Below are 17,853 nucleotides of genomic sequence, written 5' to 3'. Positions count from 1 at the left end.
TGGTGGTGGCCGATACCGTCCGGCGTCGGCCACCACGACCACTCTTACCCCTAGGGGTAACCTGGAGTTTCATCGAACGAAGGACTGAACGACATGACCGGTGACACCGAAAGCATCGCGTTGGTACTGAACCGTCTGCGGCGTGCGCAGGGTCAGCTCGCAGGAGTGATCTCGATGATCGAGAGCGGCCGTGACTGCAAGGACGTCGTCACCCAGCTGGCCGCGGTGTCGAAGGCTCTCGACCGGGCAGGCTTCAAGATCGTCGCCACCGGACTCCGTGAGTGCATCACCGGGGCGGAAACAGGGGAGAAGATGAGCGAAGCGGAGCTCGAGAAGCTCTTTCTCGCCCTCGCCTGACAACGGTCCGATCACCCCCGCATCGATGCACGGGGGTGATCGGACCGAGGCAGGACAGCCGGTTCGAGATGGGGTGCTCGGGCCCGCGACGTGTCAGCTCCTGCGCGCTGGACCGGGATGCTCGGGTGGGCGGGTGAACACCACACGAGCCCAGAGAACGGTGGACAGCAGGGCTGCCACCGCCCCCAGATACAGGCCGATCGATGGACCCGCCACCGTCGCGGTCGGTGCCAGTGACTGCCGAGCCCAGATCGCGAGCACACCGAACACCGTGGTGACACCGTTGCCCGCCAAAGCCAGAGCGGCCCACCGAAAACGCCGAACCAGACGCGCGATCGAGGCCGCTACGACGGTGAACGTGAGAGTGAATGCGGTGAACAGTGTCGCCAACACACCCGCTGATTCCGCGTCGGCGCTTTCGGTGCGCAGAAGAACGTCGTACCCGTGTGCGCCGCCGGTGTGCGGAAGCACCACTCCGAGCACGGCCGCCGACACCAGAACGAGCAGATACGGGGTGACTCGGGTGATCACCACCTCCGGTATCACGCGTCGTTCGATGGCCTCGAACACCGACCGATAGTGGCTCAGGTCGCCCTCGCGGTCGTAACTGTGCGGCGGTCGACCGTTCACGCTCGGCCGGTGAGAATGGCATTCCAGTACAACGCCGGCAGTCCGCGTCTCTTGAGGAACCACATGTCGCGGCGTTCGCGGGTGGTGTCGATCAGCGGTATCGAGGGAGCCGGCTGCATCGTGTAGTCGAACTCGGCCAGAAGCATCGTCTTACGAGAGGTGGTCAAGGGGCAGGAGGCGTACCCGCCGTACTGTGCGGTCAGTGGACGGCCGGCGATGCTCGCCTGCAGGTTCTCGGCGACCACGGGTGCTTGCTTGCGGATGGCGGCACCGGTCTTGGAATTCGGTGACGATCCGGCGTCACCGAGGGCGAAGACGTTGTCGAATCTGTTGTGACGCAGTGTGTTCTTGTCGATCTGGACGTATCCGGCTGGATTCTCGGGGTCCGCTATGGGGCTGGCCTTGATCCAGTCCGGTGCAGATTGGCGCGGTACGACGTGGAGCAGATCGTAGGGTAGCTCGTCGGTGGTACCTGCACTGTTGTCGGTGATCGTCACCGACCGGCCGTCCGGATCGACAGCGGTGACTTCGCTGTTCTTGCGCACCTCGATGCCGTAACGCGCCACGACTCGTTCGAGCTCCTCGGCGAACACCGGTACCCCGAACATTCCGGGTGTGGGCAGGACGAGGACAACTCGGATGGCATCGAGCACGCCCTGCTCGCGCCAGTAGTCGGCCGCGAGGTACGCGATCTTCTGCGGGGCACCCGCGCATTTGATGGGGCCGGAGGGCATCGTGAACACGGCGGTGCCCGACCGCATCTTTTGAATCATCTGCCACGTCTTGGGTGCGAGATCGTAGCGGTAATTGCTCGAGACCTGCGGGGTGTCGATCGATTCGGCCATGCCGGACACCGAATCCCAGTCGAGCTGGATGCCGGGGCACACCACCAGGTGGTCGTAATGGATCGTAGTTCCCGAGGAGGTGCTGACCGTCTGGGCATCGGGGTCGACCCCCTCGGCGCGATCCTTGATCCAGCCGACGCCCTGGGGCATCACCGACGCCTCGCTGCGCGCACTCTCCGAGGCCGGGGCGCGGCCTCCACCGACGAGCGTCCACAAAGGTTGGTAATAGTGGGTCTCTGCCGGCTCGATGATGCCGATGTCGGTCATTCCTGCTCGCCGCAAACGTGCCGCGAGCGAAATACCGGCGTTGCCTCCGCCGATGATCGCGACTTTGTGGTCGATGGTGTGCGCGGACATGTGGTCCTCCTGTTCGAGACACGAGCTCGGTGAGCGCTGTCTCGATTTCGGTTGATGCCGGGTGGTTCAGCTCGACGTCGGTGTGGGCGCGAGCCGTGTGGTCACAACATTGGTGGTCATTGAAGCCAGGTGCACTGCATCCACAGCAGTCGTGCTGGAAGGTCATTCCGGCGTTCGAGCAGGTGGTGCAAGGGCACGTGCCGAGGTGTACGTCGCCCTCTCCTTGATTGATCGTACGGATGTACGTACATTATGGAAGAGGTTAGTCGCCAATACCGACAAACGCCACACTCGGGACGAATGAAATTTCCTCGTCCGCCCCGAGTCGGCGAGTGCCGGACGGCTGAGGAGGACGTGATGATCGGCAACCACTGCGATGTCGCTGTGAGTCGTTGCGCCTCGCTGGATCAGTCGGTTGCGATGCCCCTGGTCGCCCAGTGGAATGCCGCCCACTTCACCTCCACCCCGCAGGAATCGGAACCGTGCACCTCGCCGCACAGAACCTCCTGAAATACCCCACGGGGTACCATGAATTCTGAGACCTGTACGAACGCCACCACGATCGACAAGGAGATTTCGATGCTTCTCGAACGCATCTACGACGAAGACCTCGCCCAAGCCGGATACTTCATCGGCTGCCAGGCCAAGGGAGAGGCAGTGGTGGTCGACGCCCGCCGCGACATCGGTGTGTACCTGGACCTGGCCGATCGACATGGCATGACCATCACCGCCGTCACCGAGACCCACATCCATGCCGACTACCTGTCCGGCACCCGCGAGCTGGCCAAGGCCACCGGCGCGACCACCTACGTCTCAGGAGAGGGCGGCGACGACTGGCAGTACGGCTTCGAGGCCGAACGCCTCCACGATGGCGACACGCTGGCTCTGGGCAACATCACCGTGCAAGCCGTTCACACGCCCGGTCATACCCCGGAGCACCTCTCGTTCCTGGTGACCGACGGCGCCTTCGCCGATGCTCCGGGATACATGTTGACGGGCGACTTCGTCTTCGCCGGCGATCTCGGCCGCCCGGACCTACTCGACGAAGCTGCAGACGGTGTCGACACCCGTTTCGAGGGTGCCAAACAGATCTTCCGCAGTCTGAAGCGGTCGTTCGTCACGCAGCCGGATCATATCCAGGTCTTTCCCGGTCACGGTTCGGGCAGTGCCTGCGGAAAAGCTCTCGGCGCGCTTCCGTCGACCAGCGTCGGCTACGAACGCCGTTTCGCTTGGTGGGCCGGGTATGTCGAGCGCGACGACGAGCAGGGCTTCGTCGACGAGATGCTCGACGGTCAACCGGATGCACACGCCTACTTCGGCCGGATGAAGCGTCAGAACAAGCAGGGCCCGGTCGTTCTCGGGCCACTCTCTCCCTTGCGCGAGTACGACTCCGCAGAATTGGCACGCGCCCTCGACTCCGACGAGGTCGTCCTCCTCGACACCCGCGGCCAAGATGAGGTGCACGCCGGCGCTGTCCCCGGAGCGCTCAACATCCCCGGCATCGACAAGGCAGCCTCGTTCGGTGCCTGGGTCTACGACCCCGAACGAGAGGACACTCCACTGGTGGTGCTCGCCGAGGACCACGCCGTCGCCGACGAGCTACGTGATCACCTGCTGCGGGTCGGCATCGATACGGTGACCGGGTACGTCACGAGTCTACGAGGGCTCCCCATGACGACACCCGAGACGATCGGTGCGGACGAGCTGGATTCGTTCGACCCGGCAATGGTGCTGGACGTGCGCAACAAAACCGAACACGCCGACGGCCACATACCTGGCTCCGAACAGCTCAGCGGTGGCCGATTGCTGTGGAACCTCGACGGACTGCCCACGGGCGGTCCGATCGTGACCTATTGCCAGAGCGGCGTCCGTAACGCGGTCGCAGCCAGCGCCCTGCGCCGCGCCGGCTACCGAGTTGTCGAACTCGAGGGCAGCTACGCCGCCTGGGCCGAGCGCAACCTCGAAACAGTCTGATCGAACCCGCCCGAATCGGAGGCGGTCGTGCAGTCCGCCCCCGGTTCGGTCCGGTGCTCGCCCTGTCGGCTCGCTGCGCCACCGACGGTAGAGCAGGCCCCGGGCGAGCAGCCCCCGGGCGACACTCCTGATCCGGCACCGACTGGCCTGATCCGGGACCGACTGGGAAGCGAACCGATGACGCTCGCTACGCGGGCGGATTCACCAGGTTCGGCGCGATCTCCACCAGGCGCTCGTTCGTGGTGGGAAACAACTTTTTTCGAAGCAAGCATTGTCTCGTTGTGTGTCGGCGACGCCGACGGATGGTTTCTCGGGGACGGGGGGAGCTGCGGTCCCCGAGATCCTCGGTCGACATCGCTTCGACGCGTAGAGAGCATCACTGCCGTCCGTACGGATGTACGTACATTTGTTGTACAGTGGCCCCGAGGGTCAGCAGCCGGCGGCTCGAATTCGGATTCCGACACAGATCGACAGGAGGGCCTCTGATGGTTGAACCCGATCGCAGCGCCGCGCTCGACCGCTCCAGTGCGATGCCGCTGTGGGCGCAACTGCATGCCGATCTGGTCCGCCGAATCGGTGACGACGAATTCGCCGGCTCCGAGTTCCCGGGCGAGCATGCGTTGACGACGAGCTACGGGGTGAGCCGTCACACCACCCGCGAGGCCCTGCGGCACCTGCGGAACGAAGGAATCTTGATTGCAGAGCGTGGCCGGCCTTCTCGGTTGGCGGCTCCGCCGGTGATCGAGCAGCCACTCGGTGCGCTCTACAGTCTCTTCGCTGCCGTGGAAGCCACGGGTGTTGCTCAGCACAGCATGGTGCGTGCACTCGAACTGCGGACCGACCCCGCGGTGGCCGCTACCTTGCAGGTCGGTCCCAAGGCTCCGCTGCTCTACCTGGAGCGCATCCGTATGGCAGGGACCATGCCGTTGGCTCTCGACCGTGCCTGGTTGCCGGGGGAGCTGGCACGCGACCTCCTGGATGCGGACTTCACTCACACGGCTCTCTACATCGAGCTCGAGAAACGCTGCGGCATCCGCCTGACCGGTGGCCGCGAGGACGTCACTGCCGTCGTGCCGGATCCGGAGGATGCGGCAGCACTCGAACTCGACTCGAAGACCGCGGCGCTGTCGATCCGCCGCTTGGGCTGCATGAATTCCCGGCCGGTGGAGTTGCGGCACACAGTGATTCGAGGAGATCGGTTCACCGTCTCGGCCACGTTCTCACCGAGCGAGGGCTATCGCTTCGTGCCGGCCACGCCGCTGCACGCCCTGTAAGCACCCACTGATCCAAGGAGCGTTGTTCATGACTGGAGCACCACCGGAAGCCGATCCGGCCGCCGCATATGCACTGATCGCCGAATCGGGAGCCATCCTGATCGATGTCCGCGAGGACGACGAATGGGCTGCCGGCCACGCCCCGGACGCCGTCCATGTACGCCTCGGCGATCTCGATCCTGCTGCCTACCCTCCTGAGCAGAAATTGGTCGTGGTGTGCCGGTCGGGCGCTCGGTCGAGCAAAGCTGTCGCGGCCCTCACCGATGCCGGTCGTACAGCGCACAATCTGTCGGGCGGAATGAAAGCGTGGCACGAAGACGGCCGCCCTGTGGTCCGTGATGACGGCACCCCCGGCGCAGTGATCTGACATGGTCGCCACCCTGGCGATTGCAGTTGCCGCAGGGATTCTCATCGGTCTTTCCCTCGGCGCGCTCGGTGGTGGGGGATCGATACTGACTGTTCCTGCCCTGGTGTATCTCCTGGCGGTCGAACCGCAGTCGGCAACGAGCGCCTCGTTGATCATCGTCGGAATCACCTCGATCATCGCGGCCATCAGTCATGCGCGAGCACGGCACGTTCGGTGGCGGGCAGCGGCAGTGTTCGGAATTCTGGGCTCGGTCACCGCCTTCGGTGGATCGATCCTCAACCGATCGGTCGACCCGCAGATCTTGCTGCTCGCGTTCGCGGCACTGATGATCGTCGCCGCCGGTGCGATGCTGCGCCGCACCCGGCGTGGACACGATGCCGACCTACCGACACCGAACCCGGCCGAGACCGCGGGAACACGCCCGGGTGCCGTTGCGGTCGCCACCAAGCCCGCGAAAGTGAAGATCACCACGTCGCAGGTAGTCAAGCTGGTCGCTTCCGCGCTCGTCGTCGGCTTCCTCACCGGGTTTCTGGGAGTGGGCGGCGGCTTCCTCATCGTCCCCGCCCTGGTTCTGGCACTGGGCTACTCGATGCCCGTCGCGGTCGGAACGTCGCTGGTGATCATCTCCATCACCAGCGCGGGAGCCTTCACCGAACGCCTCGGCACAGGTGCCACCATCCCGTGGGAGATCGTCGTACCGTTCACCCTCGCGGCCATCGCCGGATCGTTCGCAGGAAAAGCCATCAGCGACAAAGTCTCTGCCACCACACTCACCCGTAGCTTCGCAGCCCTGTTGCTCGTCGTGGCCGTCTACGTCACCGTCCAGGCCTCCATGGCCCTGTAACGCACATCGTTGTGCATCACTGAGCCTATTTCTGCGCATGCAAATGCGGGCGCATCCCACACCTAGTTCGAGGAAATCGTCGATGACCGCACTGATTCCCCGCCCTGAGGCGGCCAGGCCGTATCCGATGCGTCACGAGCCGAAGGGCTCGACGCTGTTCCAATTGGTGACCACCACCGATCACAAGACGATCGGGAAGATGTATCTGGTCACCTCGTTCGGGTTGTTCCTCATCGGCGGGTTGATGGCGCTGCTCATGCGCACCGAACTCGCCGTACCGGGGTTGCAGTTCCTGTCCAACGAGCAGTACAACCAGCTGTTCACCATGCACGGCACGATTATGCTGTTGCTCTACGCCGTCCCGGTCGCGTACGGATTCGCCAATTACATTCTGCCGCTTCAGATCGGGGCACCGGACGTCGCGTTCCCGCGGCTCAACGCGTTCGCGTACTGGCTGTACGTGTTCGGATCGCTGATCGTGCTCGCCGGGTTCATCACCCCGGGAGGTGCCGCGGACTTCGGATGGACCGCCTACACCCCACTGACGAGCGCACTGCATTCCCCCGGCGTCGGCGCCGACCTGTGGGTACTGGGGCTGATCCTGTCCGGCTTGGGCACGATCTTGGGCGCGGTCAACTTCATCACCACCGTGGTGTGCCTGCGCGCACCCGGCATGACGATGTTCCGGATGCCGGTCTTCACCTGGAACATGCTCGTGACCTCGGTGCTGGTATTGCTGGCGTTCCCGACCTTCGCGGCCGCGTTGGCCGGGCTGGCCTTCGATCGACACTTCGGTGGTCACGTGTTCGACCCGGCGACCGGGGGAGCGGTGCTCTGGCAGCACCTGTTCTGGTTCTTCGGCCATCCCGAGGTCTACATCGTCGCGCTCCCGTTCTTCGGCATCGTCTCCGAAATCTTCCCGGTCTTCAGCCGCAAACCCATCTTCGGCTACAAGGGTCTGATCTTCGCCACCCTCGGCATCGCAGCGCTCTCGATCACGGTGTGGGCGCACCACATGTACGCCACCGGAGCTGTTCTGCTGCCGTTCTTTTCGTTCATGTCCTTCCTCATCGCCGTGCCGACCGGGGTGAAGTTGTTCAACTGGATCGGCACCATGTGGCGAGGACAGGTCACCCTGGAAACCCCGATGCTGTTCAGCATCGGATTTCTGATCACATTCCTGTTCGGCGGACTGACCGGTGTGCTGCTGGCCAGCCCCCCGATCGATTTCCACGTCACCGACACCTACTTCGTGGTGGCTCACTTCCACTACGTACTGTTCGGGACCATCGTCTTCGCCACCTACGCCGGGGTGTACTTCTGGTTTCCCAAGATCACCGGACGCATGCTCGACGAACGCCTCGGCAAGTGGCACTTCTGGACGACGTTCGTCGGGTTCCACATGACGTTCCTGGTCCAGCACTGGCTCGGCAACGAAGGGATGCCGCGCCGCTACGCCGACTACCTGCCCTCCGACGGATTCACCACCTTGAACCTGATCTCCTCGATCGGAGCGTTCATTCTCGGGCTGTCCACGCTGCCGTTCGTATGGAATGTGTTCAAGTCCTACCGATACGGCGAGGTCGCCACCGTCGACGATCCGTGGGGCTACGGCAACTCTCTCGAATGGGCCACCACCTGCCCACCGCCCCGCCACAATTTCACCGAAATACCTCGTATCCGTTCCGAGCGGCCGGCGTTCGAGCTGCACTACCCTCATATGGTCGAACGCATGCGCACCGAAGCCCACGTCGGGCTGACGGGCCACACCGCCGCTGTGCGGGCACCCTCCGAAGTGATCGCCGACGGCGTCGAAGAGGGCACCGCCAGCGGGACCTCAGGGGAGAGACGGTGACGAGCGCGCGGAGACGGCGCTCGACAGGTGCCGCTGTCCTGGTACCGGGACGGGTGTCGTACGCGATCGCGGTCGCCATGGGGTTCTACGTGCTCGCGCTGATCCTGGTGTTCACCTTCCTCGTCCCTCGACTCTCACCCGGGTCAGCGACCGCTGTCACCGCTGCCGTGGTGGCCGGCTTCGCGGTGCTGCTGATGGCGGCGATGATGTTCGCAGCCCGCACACCGCTGCATCCTGCAGCGGTATCCGTGGTCCGGGACACCGCGGCGGACCGAGAGGACGACATCGTCGAGGGGTGGGCGGTGGTCCTGGGCACCGACATCGATTCACGACGGGTGGAACTGGAAGTGACGGTGCCCGGGTCCGGAACGTACCAGTGCGATGTGCGTGCAGAACGGTCGACCGTCCGCGCACTGGTGACCGGTGCCACCATTTCGGTGTGGGTCGATCCTCACCATCGCCGATCGTTGACCTTGGTCGGGGTCGGGGTCGGGGTCGGTCCGAGCATCGACGACGATATGTCCGGGAACGGGAAAAGCTGATCGAGCAACCTCGCCTGCACCCCGCGGCGGCGAAAGCCACTCCAGGGTCGCAGACGTCGATCGTAACTACCCTCGACTGCCCGCCGGACGGCTGGCTGTGCCGGTGACCGACGCGAGTGTGCCTGCGCGACATCGACTTTCCCGCGACGGAGCCCCCGCTTGCCGGCGATGGCGAGTGTGGTCGTGGTGTTGCACCTGATCGGGTGGGGGCTGTTCGTTCACTACGATGCGGACCTGCGTATGCACGGTCTGGCCGGTCGGCGCGCCGCGACGGGCGAGACCACGAAGAACGACGACTCGGGTCGCAGCCCTGGCAAGACCAGGGCTGCGGACCGCGATCTACTTCTTGGAGAACATGCGGGAGAACAATCCCGGTGACTTCGGATCGGAGTCGTGCCCCTTGCAGCGATTGGACGCCGGAACGCCCCGCATCACCTGATCGACGTGTTGACCACATCCCGCCCACGTCGTTTTCCCGCACTTCTTGCACGTGACAGCCCTGCACATGAGTCTCTCCCTCGGTCGACAATTCACTTTCAATATACCCTATGGGGTATATTTTCCGGGTGTCGGGGATGATCGGTCATCGCGGCGGGGGTCCGCCCAAGTGGGCGACGTCGTAGACGAACTGTTCGGGTACCGCGCTGGTCCACGGCCGCAGGCCGAGTGCGGTCTTGATACCGATCAGGGCCTGTGCGATGGGTGGGCACCGGCGACACTGCCGCAGGTGCGTATCGATGCGGGCCGACGCGTCGACATCGAGACGCCCGTCCAGGTAGTCCGATGCCGCGGCGAGTGTGCGCCGGCACGCCTGGGAGTCGTTTCGCGGGTGTGCGGGACCGTCGTCGAGGGCGCGTAGCAGCTTCACCCGTGCACGGTGGATGCGCTTGTACACCGCTGCGGTGGTGAGCGCGCCGACCGCACCGATCTGTGTCGCCGTCCAGCCCTCGCCGTCGTGCAGTGCCAGGACCATTCGATCCTCGACGGTCAACGTCGCCAGCGCCGCTCGCACCGTGGATCGATCGCTGAGCGCCTGCGCGACCGTCTCGGGGTGCTCGAGGTCGCTGATCGATACATCGATGTCGCCCGTGCCCGATGGTTCGGTGCGCTGAGTCTCCGCGCGTGCGGCCACATCGCGGGCACGGTTGATCGTGATCCGGTAGAGCCACGTCGTGAGCGCCGATTCGGATCGAAACGTTCTCCGGTTGCGCCATGCGCGTTCGAGGACGTCCTGCACCAGATCGTCGGTATCGGCCGGTGATCGTGTCATCGCGGCTGCGAAGCTACGAAGAGTCGTGCCCTGGTCGATCAGATCGCGCGCGAAGCGCTCGTCGTATGCCGCGCTGTCGAGGTCGGGGCTGGGGTTGGGGTTGGGCTGTTCGCGCGAGGAGCCGTGGATCGGTCCACTTCGGCGTTCTCGCCCGTCCAACAGTGAAAGTCCCTCTACAGAACTGGAATCATCATGTCGTTCGTCGAATTCATGCGCAGTACTGCCGGGCGCGCACTGCGCATCGTGGTGGGAATCGCTCTGATCGTGGTCGCCGTCGTGCTCGGCGGTGTCGGGGGCATCGTGGTGGGAGTGATCGGCGGTGTCTTCGTGCTGACCGGGGTGATCAACGTGTGTCTGCTCGGTCCGTTGTTCTCCGTCGATCTTCGAGGTCGTCCCAAGACGTCCTGAACGGGGTGTGCGGGCGGGCAGCTCAGAAATGGGGGATCACCTTGAATGCGGTGTACCCGTCGCTGCTCTGGGCCAATGCGACACCGTTCGAGGTCACTGCTGTCGGTGCGGCGCTCGGTGATGTGCCGGTGACGCGGCCGGAGGTCGCATCGATGGCAGTCACCCGCGAGTCCGACGCGCCGTAGACGATGCCGCCGACCAGAGAGAAGCGGTCGGCACCGGGAAATTGATCGGCGGTGAAACCTCGGGTGCCGTACTGCTCGAACAGGACAGCGATGCCGTCGTCGGTGAGGTCTGCGGTGGTGATCATCGTCGCCCCGCTACTGCTGTCGGCGGTCATCACCATCGGACTGCGGCTACCGCTGATCCATCGGAGCTCGGCATCGGAGAGGCGATAGACCGCCTGGATCGGTTCGGGACGGGTCGGGATCGTCCATGCCACGACCCCTGCATTGCCGGCGGTGGCGACGAATCGTGCGGTCCCGGGGATCGCTGCGGGGGGCGGGGTGAGGGTGTCGGTGGACCAGGCGGTGTTGCCGGTGTCGGCGGTCACGATGCGCGCTGTGTCGCCGTCGACGGTGACCGCGTATCCACCGGATTCGGAGATCGCACCCGTCAGGTCGGTGCGGTGTCCGTCGGTCGCCGAGATGGCGGCCACGGCCGCGGGCTTTGCTGTCTGCGAGCAGTCGGCGTCGATCAGCAGTCCGGACCCGGTCAGGCAGCCTGCAGCGGAGACCGGACCCCATACGAGGTCGCCGGTGCGGGTATCGCGGGCGGTCACCGTGGCCGGTGCACCCGAACCGGGATCATCGATGTCCTCGGTGATCAACAGCTCACGGTTGTGTGTGCTCGTCACCGCGAACTCGTCGCGATCGGCGGGTACGTCCACGCCGAATCGTGGTGTGCCGGTGTCGTCGAGTACCTGCACCCGGTGCGAACCGGATGCGTCCGAGGAGTCGACGACTCCGACGAACCCGTCCTCGACGATGTGAGGCTGCGACAGGAACGGGATCGACCACAGGGCCGTGTCTCCGAAGCCCGGCGGCGGCGCGGCCGGCGACGACGGATGTGCCGCCGGATCGGTGCCCGTGGTGTCGGGAGCAGGTGAGGAACTGCACCCCGACGCCAGCGCGACGGCGCACAGTGCAACGGTCCCGATCACCGCCGCCGCTCTGCCGATACGGTGCGCACCCATCTATGCGGTGGTGCTGTCTCCGCCGAGTGCCATGATCGCGCTCTGCAGCAGTGCAGTGGCCCGGTCGGCGACCTCGGCCAGGCCCGCTGCATCCGAGAGCCCCACCATCACCTGGGGGTTCATCGCTTCGACGATCGTGCTGCTGCCATCGGCCCGCACCACCACGTTGCACGGCAGCAGCAACCCCACCTGCCGATCGGTGTCGATCGCAGCCTTCGCCAACTGCGGATTGCACGCTCCGAGGATGACGTAGCGTTCGATGTCGGCGTCGATCTTGCTCTTCAACGTCGACTGCATGTCGATCTCGGTGAGCACTCCGAATCCCTGTTCGGCGAGTGCCTCACGGGTTGCGTCCACGGTTTCCTCGAACGGCATGTCCACGCGGGTACCGATGGCCAATTCGGTCATAGTTCGTTCGGTTCCTTTCGATCGGTTCGGGTGCCGGTCACCCGATGGTCGGTGCACGGGTGAGCAGGCGTCGCCCGGTCATGCTGCGCAGGACGCGGAGGTGCAGTCGCGTTTGCGCCATCGCACGATCACCGCTGCTGTCAGCATTGCCAGGGACACCCCGGCAAGGATGGGTTGTATCGGTGCCCACAACCCCAGTGCACCCGAGGTGCCGAGCGCAAGAAGTACCAGCTTGTTGCACACCGGACACCCGACGGCGAAGAAAGTCAGGACCACACCGAGAGCGGCGGGTGTGCCGGTCCGCTCGACCTGCGCGGGTTTGTCGATCCCGAACCACAGTGCGGTCAACAGGGCCGTGGCCAGCAGAACCGGAAGCTCCCACGCCCGCACCGGCACCTCACGGCCGAAGACCGGCGTGTCGATGATGTCGGTGGGAATGCCCACCACCAACACCGTGACCACACCGGCGACGGTGCCGCGCAGTACCCGCGCCCCCCAACCCCGGAAACGATCGGACTCGGCGATCACCCCGTCACCGGAACGGCCGGCAGCATCGACGTCGAGACGGTCGGAGGTGGCGGGCTCTGTCATCGGCTGGGATCTCCTACGAGGTGTAGTTGTGTGAGTAGGGTGACACTGTGAGGCTATACCCAGATGGGTATCGCTGCCAGTATCCGACTGCCGAAAGGTATTGCATGACTTCGACATCTCGCTCCACTCGCCGCCGCGACATCGTGCTCCTGGCCATCGCCGTCGTGGTGGCGGCCGTGCTCGTGGGAGCTCTCGTACTCGGAACGACCGGTGGCGACGAGCAGTCGGAGGCGGCACCGGACGCCGGGTCGAGCAGCGCGAGCGGACCGCCGGTGATGGGACCGCTCGGCGATCTGGCGCACCGCGAGCCCGATGATCCGATGGCCCTCGGCGACGTCGACGCCCCGGTGGTGATGATCGCCTTCTCGGACTTCCGGTGTCCGTTCTGCGCCCAATTCAGCCGGGACACCGAGCCGCAGCTGATCGACCGATACGTCGACACCGGCACCCTGCGCATCGAATGGCGAGACCTACCCATTTTCGGGCAACAATCGTTCGACGCCGCCCGGGCCGGACGCGCCGCCGCCGCCCAGGGCAAGTTCTGGGAGTTCACCCGCGCCGTCTACGCCGATGCTCCCGAAACCGGTCACGCAGACCTGACACTGGAGTCGCTGCAGAGCTACGCGCAACAGGCCGGGGTACCGGATATGGCTCGGTTCACCGCCGACGCCACCGGCACCGCATTCGACGCCGCGATCACCGCCGACTCCACCGAAGCGCAGTCGCTGGGTATCCCGGCCACTCCGGCGTTCTCGGTCAACGGAGATCCGGTTCTGGGCGCGCAACCGTTCTCGGAATTCGTCGATCTGATCGACGCGGCAGCCGGCGCGTAGGGCGGCACGATGTCGCAGATCGGACTTCTCGGAGCATTTCTCGGCGGGCTGCTGGCACTTCTCAGTCCATGCTCGGCCCTGCTACTTCCTTCCTTCTTCGCGTACGCCTTCGACGGGGCCGGCAAGCTCGCCGGCCGCACCGGGATCTTCTACCTCGGGCTGGCAGCGGTCTTGGTGCCCCTCGGTGCTGGAGTCGGGGCCATCGGCTCGGCGATCACCCGGTATCGCGAGGTCACCACGATGATCGGCGGCGTGGTCATCATCGCCCTCGGAGTGATGATCATCGTCGGTCGCGGCTTCGCGCTGGGGTCCGCTCAGAGAGCAGCCGCGCGCATCGACGTCTCCTCCACCGGATCGGTGTTCGCCCTCGGCGCGGTCTACGGGCTCGCAGGGTTCTGCTCGGGACCCCTGCTCGGCGCGGTCCTGACCGTTGCCGTCGCCGGCGGTCAGGCCGTATACGGCGGAGTGCTCATGGCACTCTACGCAGCGGGGATGGTGATACCCCTGTTCGTGCTGGCGCTGGTCTGGGACCGATTCTCGCTCGGATCACGAACGTGGCTGCGCGGCAAGGAAATCAGCATAGGACCGCTGAAAACGCACACGACGTCTCTGATATCGGGGGTGCTTTTCATCGGTATCGGAGTGCTGTTCCTGCTCACGGAGGGCACAGCGAACCTCGGCGGCGTCATGGGGGTCGACAGTCAGTACTCGCTGCAGGTCTGGATCAGCGACGTGGCCGACGCGGTACCGAACACCGCAGTGCTCCTGATCGCAGTGCTGGTGATCATCGCAGTCCTGACGGTGCGCATCGTCCGTGGTCGAGACCGCGACACCGCAGCCGAGTCCTCCGAGCTCGGTGAACGCGAGGACCGAACTCTCTGAGACGGTGTGCCTACGACACTGGAGCGGGGATGTGACGTCAGGTGTAGAGCTGTGACCATCCATCTCGCTGACGTCGAGCGAGATGGAGCACTGCAGCGGGAACCATTTCGACACCCATCAGCAGATCGTCGTCACCGAGCCCTCTGCCCTCCAGACTGTTGCGGCATGCTTTCACCGTGATGGAGGCAGAGTCGATCAACGCCCGCATCTCCAGGGAGATATCCGAACAGCGCAAGGCCGCATCGAGGCCCGGTCCGAAGCACACGACTTCGATCGTCACCGGCTCTGTCGCAGCATCGAGAAGGTTGTGGATCGCTCGCACCACGGCGGTGGGTGTGGTGTTCACCGCGAACACCACGCGCAGGGGAGTGGGATGATCGGTCACGTGAAGGTTCCGTTCTTCAGATCGCGGTGAGCTGCGGTGCCCCAGGGCTGTGCGTGGAGAAGGACATCGATGGCCCGACCCTCGCCGACCGGGCGGACCAGGTGTCCCAGTTCGCGGACCTGCAGTCCGCTCGCGGCGCGGGCGAGGTCGTCGATGGCGGGCAGGATCGACGGATCGGGTGGGCCCCCGATACCGTGAGTGAAGTTCTCGAGCGCATGGCCGAGATACAGCAACCGTCCGCTCGGTGCGAGCCAACTCGCTGCACCGGCAATGACGGCGACCAACTCGTCGACCGGTAGATGCAGGAAGCCGATGGCCACCAGATCCACCGGTTCGGATGGTTCCCAGGTCCGGGCGTCGGCGACGGTGTAGTCGATCGCCCGATCCTCGCCGCCGCTGCGTGCCAATTCGATTGCCACAGAAGAAAAGTCGACAGCGCGCACTGTCCAGCCCGCGTCGGCCAACCATCGAGCGTGGCGGCCGTCTCCGCAGCCCAGGTCGATCGCCCGGCCCGGCGTCAGCTCCGCGAACCGCGCAGACAGGGCAGCCGCCGGGGCCGAGCCCCACGGATGCTCGACGCTGCTGTAACGCGCATCCCACTCAGATGAATCCATCTACGCACATTCCTCCAAAACACGGGCCGGGTAGTACTCGAATCCGCCAGAGTACCCCCAGGGGTAATTGGTGGTGCGCAATTTCTGAAATGACCGTGACTATGTCGGACCTGAGGGTAGAAAAAGGTCCGCGCACAAAACCATCGCAGTGTACGAGCCCGGAATCGAATGTCCTGAACTTGGACTCTGACAGAGTACGTTTAACCGCATCAGTGCAGTGAACTCTCGAAATCGTGCTGCTCTCTTCTGAAACTGACAAATTTCACACAGAAGCGCGTTTGTGATCGTCCGGTATGACGATGGTCAAAACGCACACCGAAACCGGCAGGAGGGCTCTGAGTGCGTTTGCCTTGAACCGGTAAGCCTCCGCGATTGGCGAGTGAGGTCAGTACAGGAACAGTTGATGAGGAGTAAATCGTTCGCAGGCTGAACCGTACGCTGCTTATTCATGCACCTTTGCTATGTCGAAGATTCGGGCAACTCTGGGGAGGGCTCGCTTACACTGAATGGTCTAACCGTCCTGCCACTTGCTTCAGGGGCCCCGGGTTTAGTTGTCCTCGAGCGGAATACACGTTCGGCGCCCGCGATTGTCGGCATCGGCCGCTAGATTTGGGCGTGGTCCGGCACCGTGCAGGACCACATCCCTGTGAGGTGGTTGATGGAACCCGTAACCCTAGTAGTCGCGGCGATCGCACTCGGTGCGTCGGACGGCGCACGTGAGACCACGAAACAGGCAATCGGCGACGCGTACACGGCCGTGAAGGGCTGGATTACGAACCGGTACAGCTCCGTGACCGCGGAGGTCGAGGGGCTGGAGCAGGAGCCAGAGGAAGAACTCCGCCGCGCACTCCTTGCGAAGAAACTGGATCAGGCGGGTGCTGGCGACGACGTCGATCTTCTGGGTCTCGCGCAAGCTCTCCTGGCAGCCGTCGAGGAGCAGGCTCCCGAGTTGCCTGCCACCATCGGCGTAGTGATTCGCCGCGCATCGGTTGGAGGCGACATCGAGGTCAAAGATGTGGCCGTCGACGGCGGGAGTGGTGTTGTCGCCGAGGACATCGCAGCTGCTGGCGATCTGCGGATCGGCCGAGTCGCAGCGCGTGCCCTTCAGGAGTCGCCCCACCCTACCTGGGCGCGGGAGCAATAGACGGTTGGTCTGCTTCCGCGCACAACTTCACCTCGACCCAGCGCAACGTCATCGCTGGCCGGGATAACAACACGTACTATTCGGTCGGCGCGACGGAGACGGGTAACAGCGGCGGCCGCATCCGCGCAGTAACGGCGTCAGTCAAGCCGGTGCCTATCGGTCAGGGTTTATGGACCGTCGCTGTAAACAACGCGAGTTCGGGTCCGATTACGGACCTCGAAGTCGATGTGTATGCCGTTGATGGGGACGGCAACGGACTGGAGGGTGCGTGTCACCCGGCGAAGGGGAAGATCTCAGTGCAGGGGCTCTCCCGCGAGATGCTGTCGGGCGTGATGAGCGGAACACTTGATGCCATCGGCTCCCGCGCTAACTCGATGTACCCGCCGGGGATTTTCGGTGTGCCGACGAACCTCGGTTCCTATGGTGGGATGTTCTCGGATCACATCATGAGTGTCCCCGGCCTCTCCGCGCTTCTTCAGAACGCGCAACAGCAGATGGTCGACAAATACCCGCAGGTGATCTCGCGAGACCAGTCAGCTGAGGTGTTGTACAGCGCCCCCGGAGCGGCCGAAGTACGGGTCGATCTCCAGTTCGCCGACGACATGGGCAACCTATGGCGTCGACGGCACGGCCAGCAACCTGAACCGGTGATGGAGGGCGAATAGGCCGGAGTCTCCCGAATCCGGCCGACACCCCGCGTTCCCTCGGAAGGTTGGGGGTTATCCGCTGCGCCGGAAGCGAACACGCAAGCGTGAACCCCCGACTGCGGCCGCTGTCGGGGGCTTACGCTCTACTTGCCCGGGTGCCGACGACTCCGGAAGTAGTTGTCGGGCGCCTGGAGCCAGGGAAAGAACTCGATGAGATACGGGCCGAGACCTCTCGTGTTTGGTGACGACATCGCTTCTGTCGCTAACCGATCAACGGTATATGTAGAAACCGCCATCGCACATCCGCTGGCTACAAAGAGAGGTTCGCCGTTCTTGTTTCCCAGCCTCACCGTGCCCGGGGCGGCACGCCACGCCCGCCCGGTGGGGGCCGAGGGCTCTTTCGTAGTCCCGTCAAGTCCGATAACCGTCCC

21 protein-coding genes are annotated in these 17,853 nt (G+C 64.6%); 13 read left to right on the top strand and 8 right to left on the bottom strand.

All coding sequences use genetic code 11. The annotated features are described in order from the left end of the window. Positions 1 to 93 precede the first annotated feature (93 nt). Entirely contained in the window at positions 94 to 357 is a 264-nt protein-coding gene (locus ABH939_RS31245; protein WP_006898188.1) for a metal-sensitive transcriptional regulator, read from the top strand. A 93-nt stretch (positions 358 to 450) separates the two neighbouring features. Here ABH939_RS31245 and ABH939_RS31240 read toward each other — a convergent pair whose 3' ends face one another. After that, a complete protein-coding gene (locus ABH939_RS31240) occupies positions 451 to 987 on the bottom strand; it encodes a hypothetical protein (RefSeq protein ID WP_006898189.1) in 537 nt (178 codons plus the stop codon). After that, positions 984 to 2,189 carry an FAD/NAD(P)-binding oxidoreductase gene (locus ABH939_RS31235; RefSeq protein WP_151097337.1) on the bottom strand — a complete coding sequence of 402 codons (1,206 nt, stop codon included), beginning with the start codon at positions 2,187 to 2,189 and terminating at the stop codon, positions 984 to 986. Before ABH939_RS31235 ends, ABH939_RS31240 begins: the two co-directional genes overlap by 4 nt. Before the next feature lie 579 nt (positions 2,190 to 2,768). On the opposite strand from ABH939_RS31235, the gene ABH939_RS31230 reads away from it, so the two are divergent. From ABH939_RS31230 to ABH939_RS31200, 7 genes are all read left to right on the top strand, one after another. Beyond that, the gene (locus ABH939_RS31230) at positions 2,769 to 4,163 is read left to right on the top strand and encodes an MBL fold metallo-hydrolase (RefSeq protein ID WP_006898191.1); all 1,395 of its coding nucleotides are present in this window, start codon (positions 2,769 to 2,771) and stop codon (positions 4,161 to 4,163) included. 485 nt (positions 4,164 to 4,648) lie between these two features. Next, positions 4,649 to 5,437, top strand: a complete 789-nt coding sequence (locus ABH939_RS31225; protein WP_151097339.1) for a GntR family transcriptional regulator — start codon at positions 4,649 to 4,651, stop codon at positions 5,435 to 5,437. A gap of 28 nt (positions 5,438 to 5,465) precedes the next feature. Further along, positions 5,466 to 5,804, top strand: coding sequence for a rhodanese-like domain-containing protein (locus tag ABH939_RS31220; protein WP_006898193.1), 339 nt, complete (start codon positions 5,466 to 5,468; stop codon positions 5,802 to 5,804). A 1-nt stretch (position 5,805) separates the two neighbouring features. Then, on the top strand, positions 5,806 to 6,648 hold the full coding sequence (locus ABH939_RS31215) for a sulfite exporter TauE/SafE family protein (RefSeq protein WP_006898194.1): 843 nt from the start codon (positions 5,806 to 5,808) through the stop codon (positions 6,646 to 6,648). An 82-nt stretch (positions 6,649 to 6,730) separates the two neighbouring features. Then, complete coding sequence (gene ctaD, locus ABH939_RS31210; RefSeq protein WP_404650653.1) at positions 6,731 to 8,503, top strand: cytochrome c oxidase subunit I; 1,773 nt, start codon at positions 6,731 to 6,733, stop codon at positions 8,501 to 8,503. Further along, complete coding sequence (locus ABH939_RS31205; protein ID WP_064113511.1) at positions 8,500 to 9,045, top strand: hypothetical protein; 546 nt, start codon at positions 8,500 to 8,502, stop codon at positions 9,043 to 9,045. The genes ctaD and ABH939_RS31205 overlap by 4 nt, the downstream gene beginning before the upstream one ends. A gap of 168 nt (positions 9,046 to 9,213) precedes the next feature. Then, positions 9,214 to 9,423: a hypothetical protein gene (locus ABH939_RS31200; protein ID WP_039868159.1), complete on the top strand. Its 210-nt coding sequence runs from the start codon at positions 9,214 to 9,216 to the stop codon at positions 9,421 to 9,423. 205 nt (positions 9,424 to 9,628) lie between these two features. Here ABH939_RS31200 and ABH939_RS31195 read toward each other — a convergent pair whose 3' ends face one another. Next, positions 9,629 to 10,474 (bottom strand): sigma-70 family RNA polymerase sigma factor, encoded by an 846-nt coding sequence (locus ABH939_RS31195; protein WP_182262003.1) that lies wholly within the window; start codon positions 10,472 to 10,474, stop codon positions 9,629 to 9,631. A 33-nt stretch (positions 10,475 to 10,507) separates the two neighbouring features. Here ABH939_RS31195 and ABH939_RS31190 point away from each other — a divergent pair, with 33 nt between their 5' ends. After that, positions 10,508 to 10,723, top strand: coding sequence for a YgaP-like transmembrane domain (locus ABH939_RS31190; protein WP_006898201.1), 216 nt, complete (start codon positions 10,508 to 10,510; stop codon positions 10,721 to 10,723). A gap of 22 nt (positions 10,724 to 10,745) precedes the next feature. On the opposite strand, the gene ABH939_RS31185 is transcribed toward ABH939_RS31190, so the two are convergent. The 3 genes from ABH939_RS31185 to ABH939_RS31175 form a co-directional block, all read right to left on the bottom strand. Continuing rightward, entirely contained in the window at positions 10,746 to 11,918 is a 1,173-nt protein-coding gene (locus ABH939_RS31185) for a hypothetical protein (protein WP_151097341.1), read from the bottom strand. Continuing rightward, positions 11,919 to 12,326 (bottom strand): DUF302 domain-containing protein, encoded by a 408-nt coding sequence (locus ABH939_RS31180; RefSeq protein ID WP_006898203.1) that lies wholly within the window; start codon positions 12,324 to 12,326, stop codon positions 11,919 to 11,921. A gap of 78 nt (positions 12,327 to 12,404) precedes the next feature. After that, a complete protein-coding gene (locus ABH939_RS31175) occupies positions 12,405 to 12,917 on the bottom strand; it encodes a hypothetical protein (protein ID WP_006898204.1) in 513 nt (170 codons plus the stop codon). A 104-nt stretch (positions 12,918 to 13,021) separates the two neighbouring features. Here ABH939_RS31175 and ABH939_RS31170 point away from each other — a divergent pair, with 104 nt between their 5' ends. Further along, complete coding sequence (locus ABH939_RS31170; RefSeq protein WP_006898205.1) at positions 13,022 to 13,750, top strand: thioredoxin domain-containing protein; 729 nt, start codon at positions 13,022 to 13,024, stop codon at positions 13,748 to 13,750. A gap of 9 nt (positions 13,751 to 13,759) precedes the next feature. Further along, positions 13,760 to 14,632, top strand: a complete 873-nt coding sequence (locus ABH939_RS31165; RefSeq protein ID WP_068575088.1) for a cytochrome c biogenesis CcdA family protein — start codon at positions 13,760 to 13,762, stop codon at positions 14,630 to 14,632. Between the two features lie 37 nt (positions 14,633 to 14,669). Here the strand turns inward: ABH939_RS31165 and ABH939_RS31160 are convergent, their stop codons facing one another. Together ABH939_RS31160 and ABH939_RS31155 are read right to left on the bottom strand one after the other, a co-directional pair. After that, on the bottom strand, positions 14,670 to 15,017 hold the full coding sequence (locus ABH939_RS31160) for a DsrE family protein (RefSeq protein WP_006898207.1): 348 nt from the start codon (positions 15,015 to 15,017) through the stop codon (positions 14,670 to 14,672). Continuing rightward, complete coding sequence (locus ABH939_RS31155) at positions 15,014 to 15,631, bottom strand: bifunctional 2-polyprenyl-6-hydroxyphenol methylase/3-demethylubiquinol 3-O-methyltransferase UbiG (RefSeq protein WP_182262004.1); 618 nt, start codon at positions 15,629 to 15,631, stop codon at positions 15,014 to 15,016. The genes ABH939_RS31160 and ABH939_RS31155 overlap by 4 nt, the downstream gene beginning before the upstream one ends. 658 nt (positions 15,632 to 16,289) lie before the next feature. Between ABH939_RS31155 and ABH939_RS31150 the strand changes: the two genes are divergently transcribed. After that, on the top strand, positions 16,290 to 16,775 hold the full coding sequence (locus ABH939_RS31150; RefSeq protein WP_064074484.1) for a hypothetical protein: 486 nt from the start codon (positions 16,290 to 16,292) through the stop codon (positions 16,773 to 16,775). Between the two features lie 296 nt (positions 16,776 to 17,071). Further along, positions 17,072 to 17,440, top strand: coding sequence for a hypothetical protein (locus ABH939_RS31145; RefSeq protein WP_244891515.1), 369 nt, complete (start codon positions 17,072 to 17,074; stop codon positions 17,438 to 17,440). Positions 17,441 to 17,853 lie beyond the last annotated feature (413 nt).

The organism is Rhodococcus sp. 27YEA6 (assembly GCF_044908235.1).
Classification (GTDB): Bacteria; Actinomycetota; Actinomycetes; order Mycobacteriales; family Mycobacteriaceae; genus Rhodococcus_F; species Rhodococcus_F qingshengii.
This window is presented reverse-complemented; position numbering and strand designations above follow the sequence as displayed.

Excerpts from the sequence above, each read along its gene's own strand:
- ABH939_RS31185 (WP_151097341.1), bottom strand. The coding sequence starts at position 11,918 with ATGGGTGCGCACCGTATCGGCAGAGCGGCGGCGGTGATCGGGACCGTT.
- ABH939_RS31170 (WP_006898205.1), top strand. The coding sequence starts at position 13,022 with ATGACTTCGACATCTCGCTCCACTCGCCGCCGCGACATCGTGCTCCTG.
- ABH939_RS31215 (WP_006898194.1), top strand. The coding sequence starts at position 5,806 with ATGGTCGCCACCCTGGCGATTGCAGTTGCCGCAGGGATTCTCATCGGT.
- ABH939_RS31150 (WP_064074484.1), top strand. The coding sequence starts at position 16,290 with ATGGAACCCGTAACCCTAGTAGTCGCGGCGATCGCACTCGGTGCGTCG.
- ABH939_RS31175 (WP_006898204.1), bottom strand. The coding sequence starts at position 12,917 with ATGACAGAGCCCGCCACCTCCGACCGTCTCGACGTCGATGCTGCCGGC.
- ABH939_RS31180 (WP_006898203.1), bottom strand. The coding sequence starts at position 12,326 with ATGACCGAATTGGCCATCGGTACCCGCGTGGACATGCCGTTCGAGGAA.
- ABH939_RS31200 (WP_039868159.1), top strand. The coding sequence starts at position 9,214 with ATGGCGAGTGTGGTCGTGGTGTTGCACCTGATCGGGTGGGGGCTGTTC.
- ABH939_RS31190 (WP_006898201.1), top strand. The coding sequence starts at position 10,508 with ATGTCGTTCGTCGAATTCATGCGCAGTACTGCCGGGCGCGCACTGCGC.
- ABH939_RS31165 (WP_068575088.1), top strand. The coding sequence starts at position 13,760 with ATGTCGCAGATCGGACTTCTCGGAGCATTTCTCGGCGGGCTGCTGGCA.
- ABH939_RS31225 (WP_151097339.1), top strand. The coding sequence starts at position 4,649 with ATGGTTGAACCCGATCGCAGCGCCGCGCTCGACCGCTCCAGTGCGATG.
- ABH939_RS31245 (WP_006898188.1), top strand. The coding sequence starts at position 94 with ATGACCGGTGACACCGAAAGCATCGCGTTGGTACTGAACCGTCTGCGG.
- ABH939_RS31235 (WP_151097337.1), bottom strand. The coding sequence starts at position 2,189 with ATGTCCGCGCACACCATCGACCACAAAGTCGCGATCATCGGCGGAGGC.
- ABH939_RS31155 (WP_182262004.1), bottom strand. The coding sequence starts at position 15,631 with ATGGATTCATCTGAGTGGGATGCGCGTTACAGCAGCGTCGAGCATCCG.
- ABH939_RS31220 (WP_006898193.1), top strand. The coding sequence starts at position 5,466 with ATGACTGGAGCACCACCGGAAGCCGATCCGGCCGCCGCATATGCACTG.
- ABH939_RS31230 (WP_006898191.1), top strand. The coding sequence starts at position 2,769 with ATGCTTCTCGAACGCATCTACGACGAAGACCTCGCCCAAGCCGGATAC.
- ctaD (WP_404650653.1), top strand. The coding sequence starts at position 6,731 with ATGACCGCACTGATTCCCCGCCCTGAGGCGGCCAGGCCGTATCCGATG.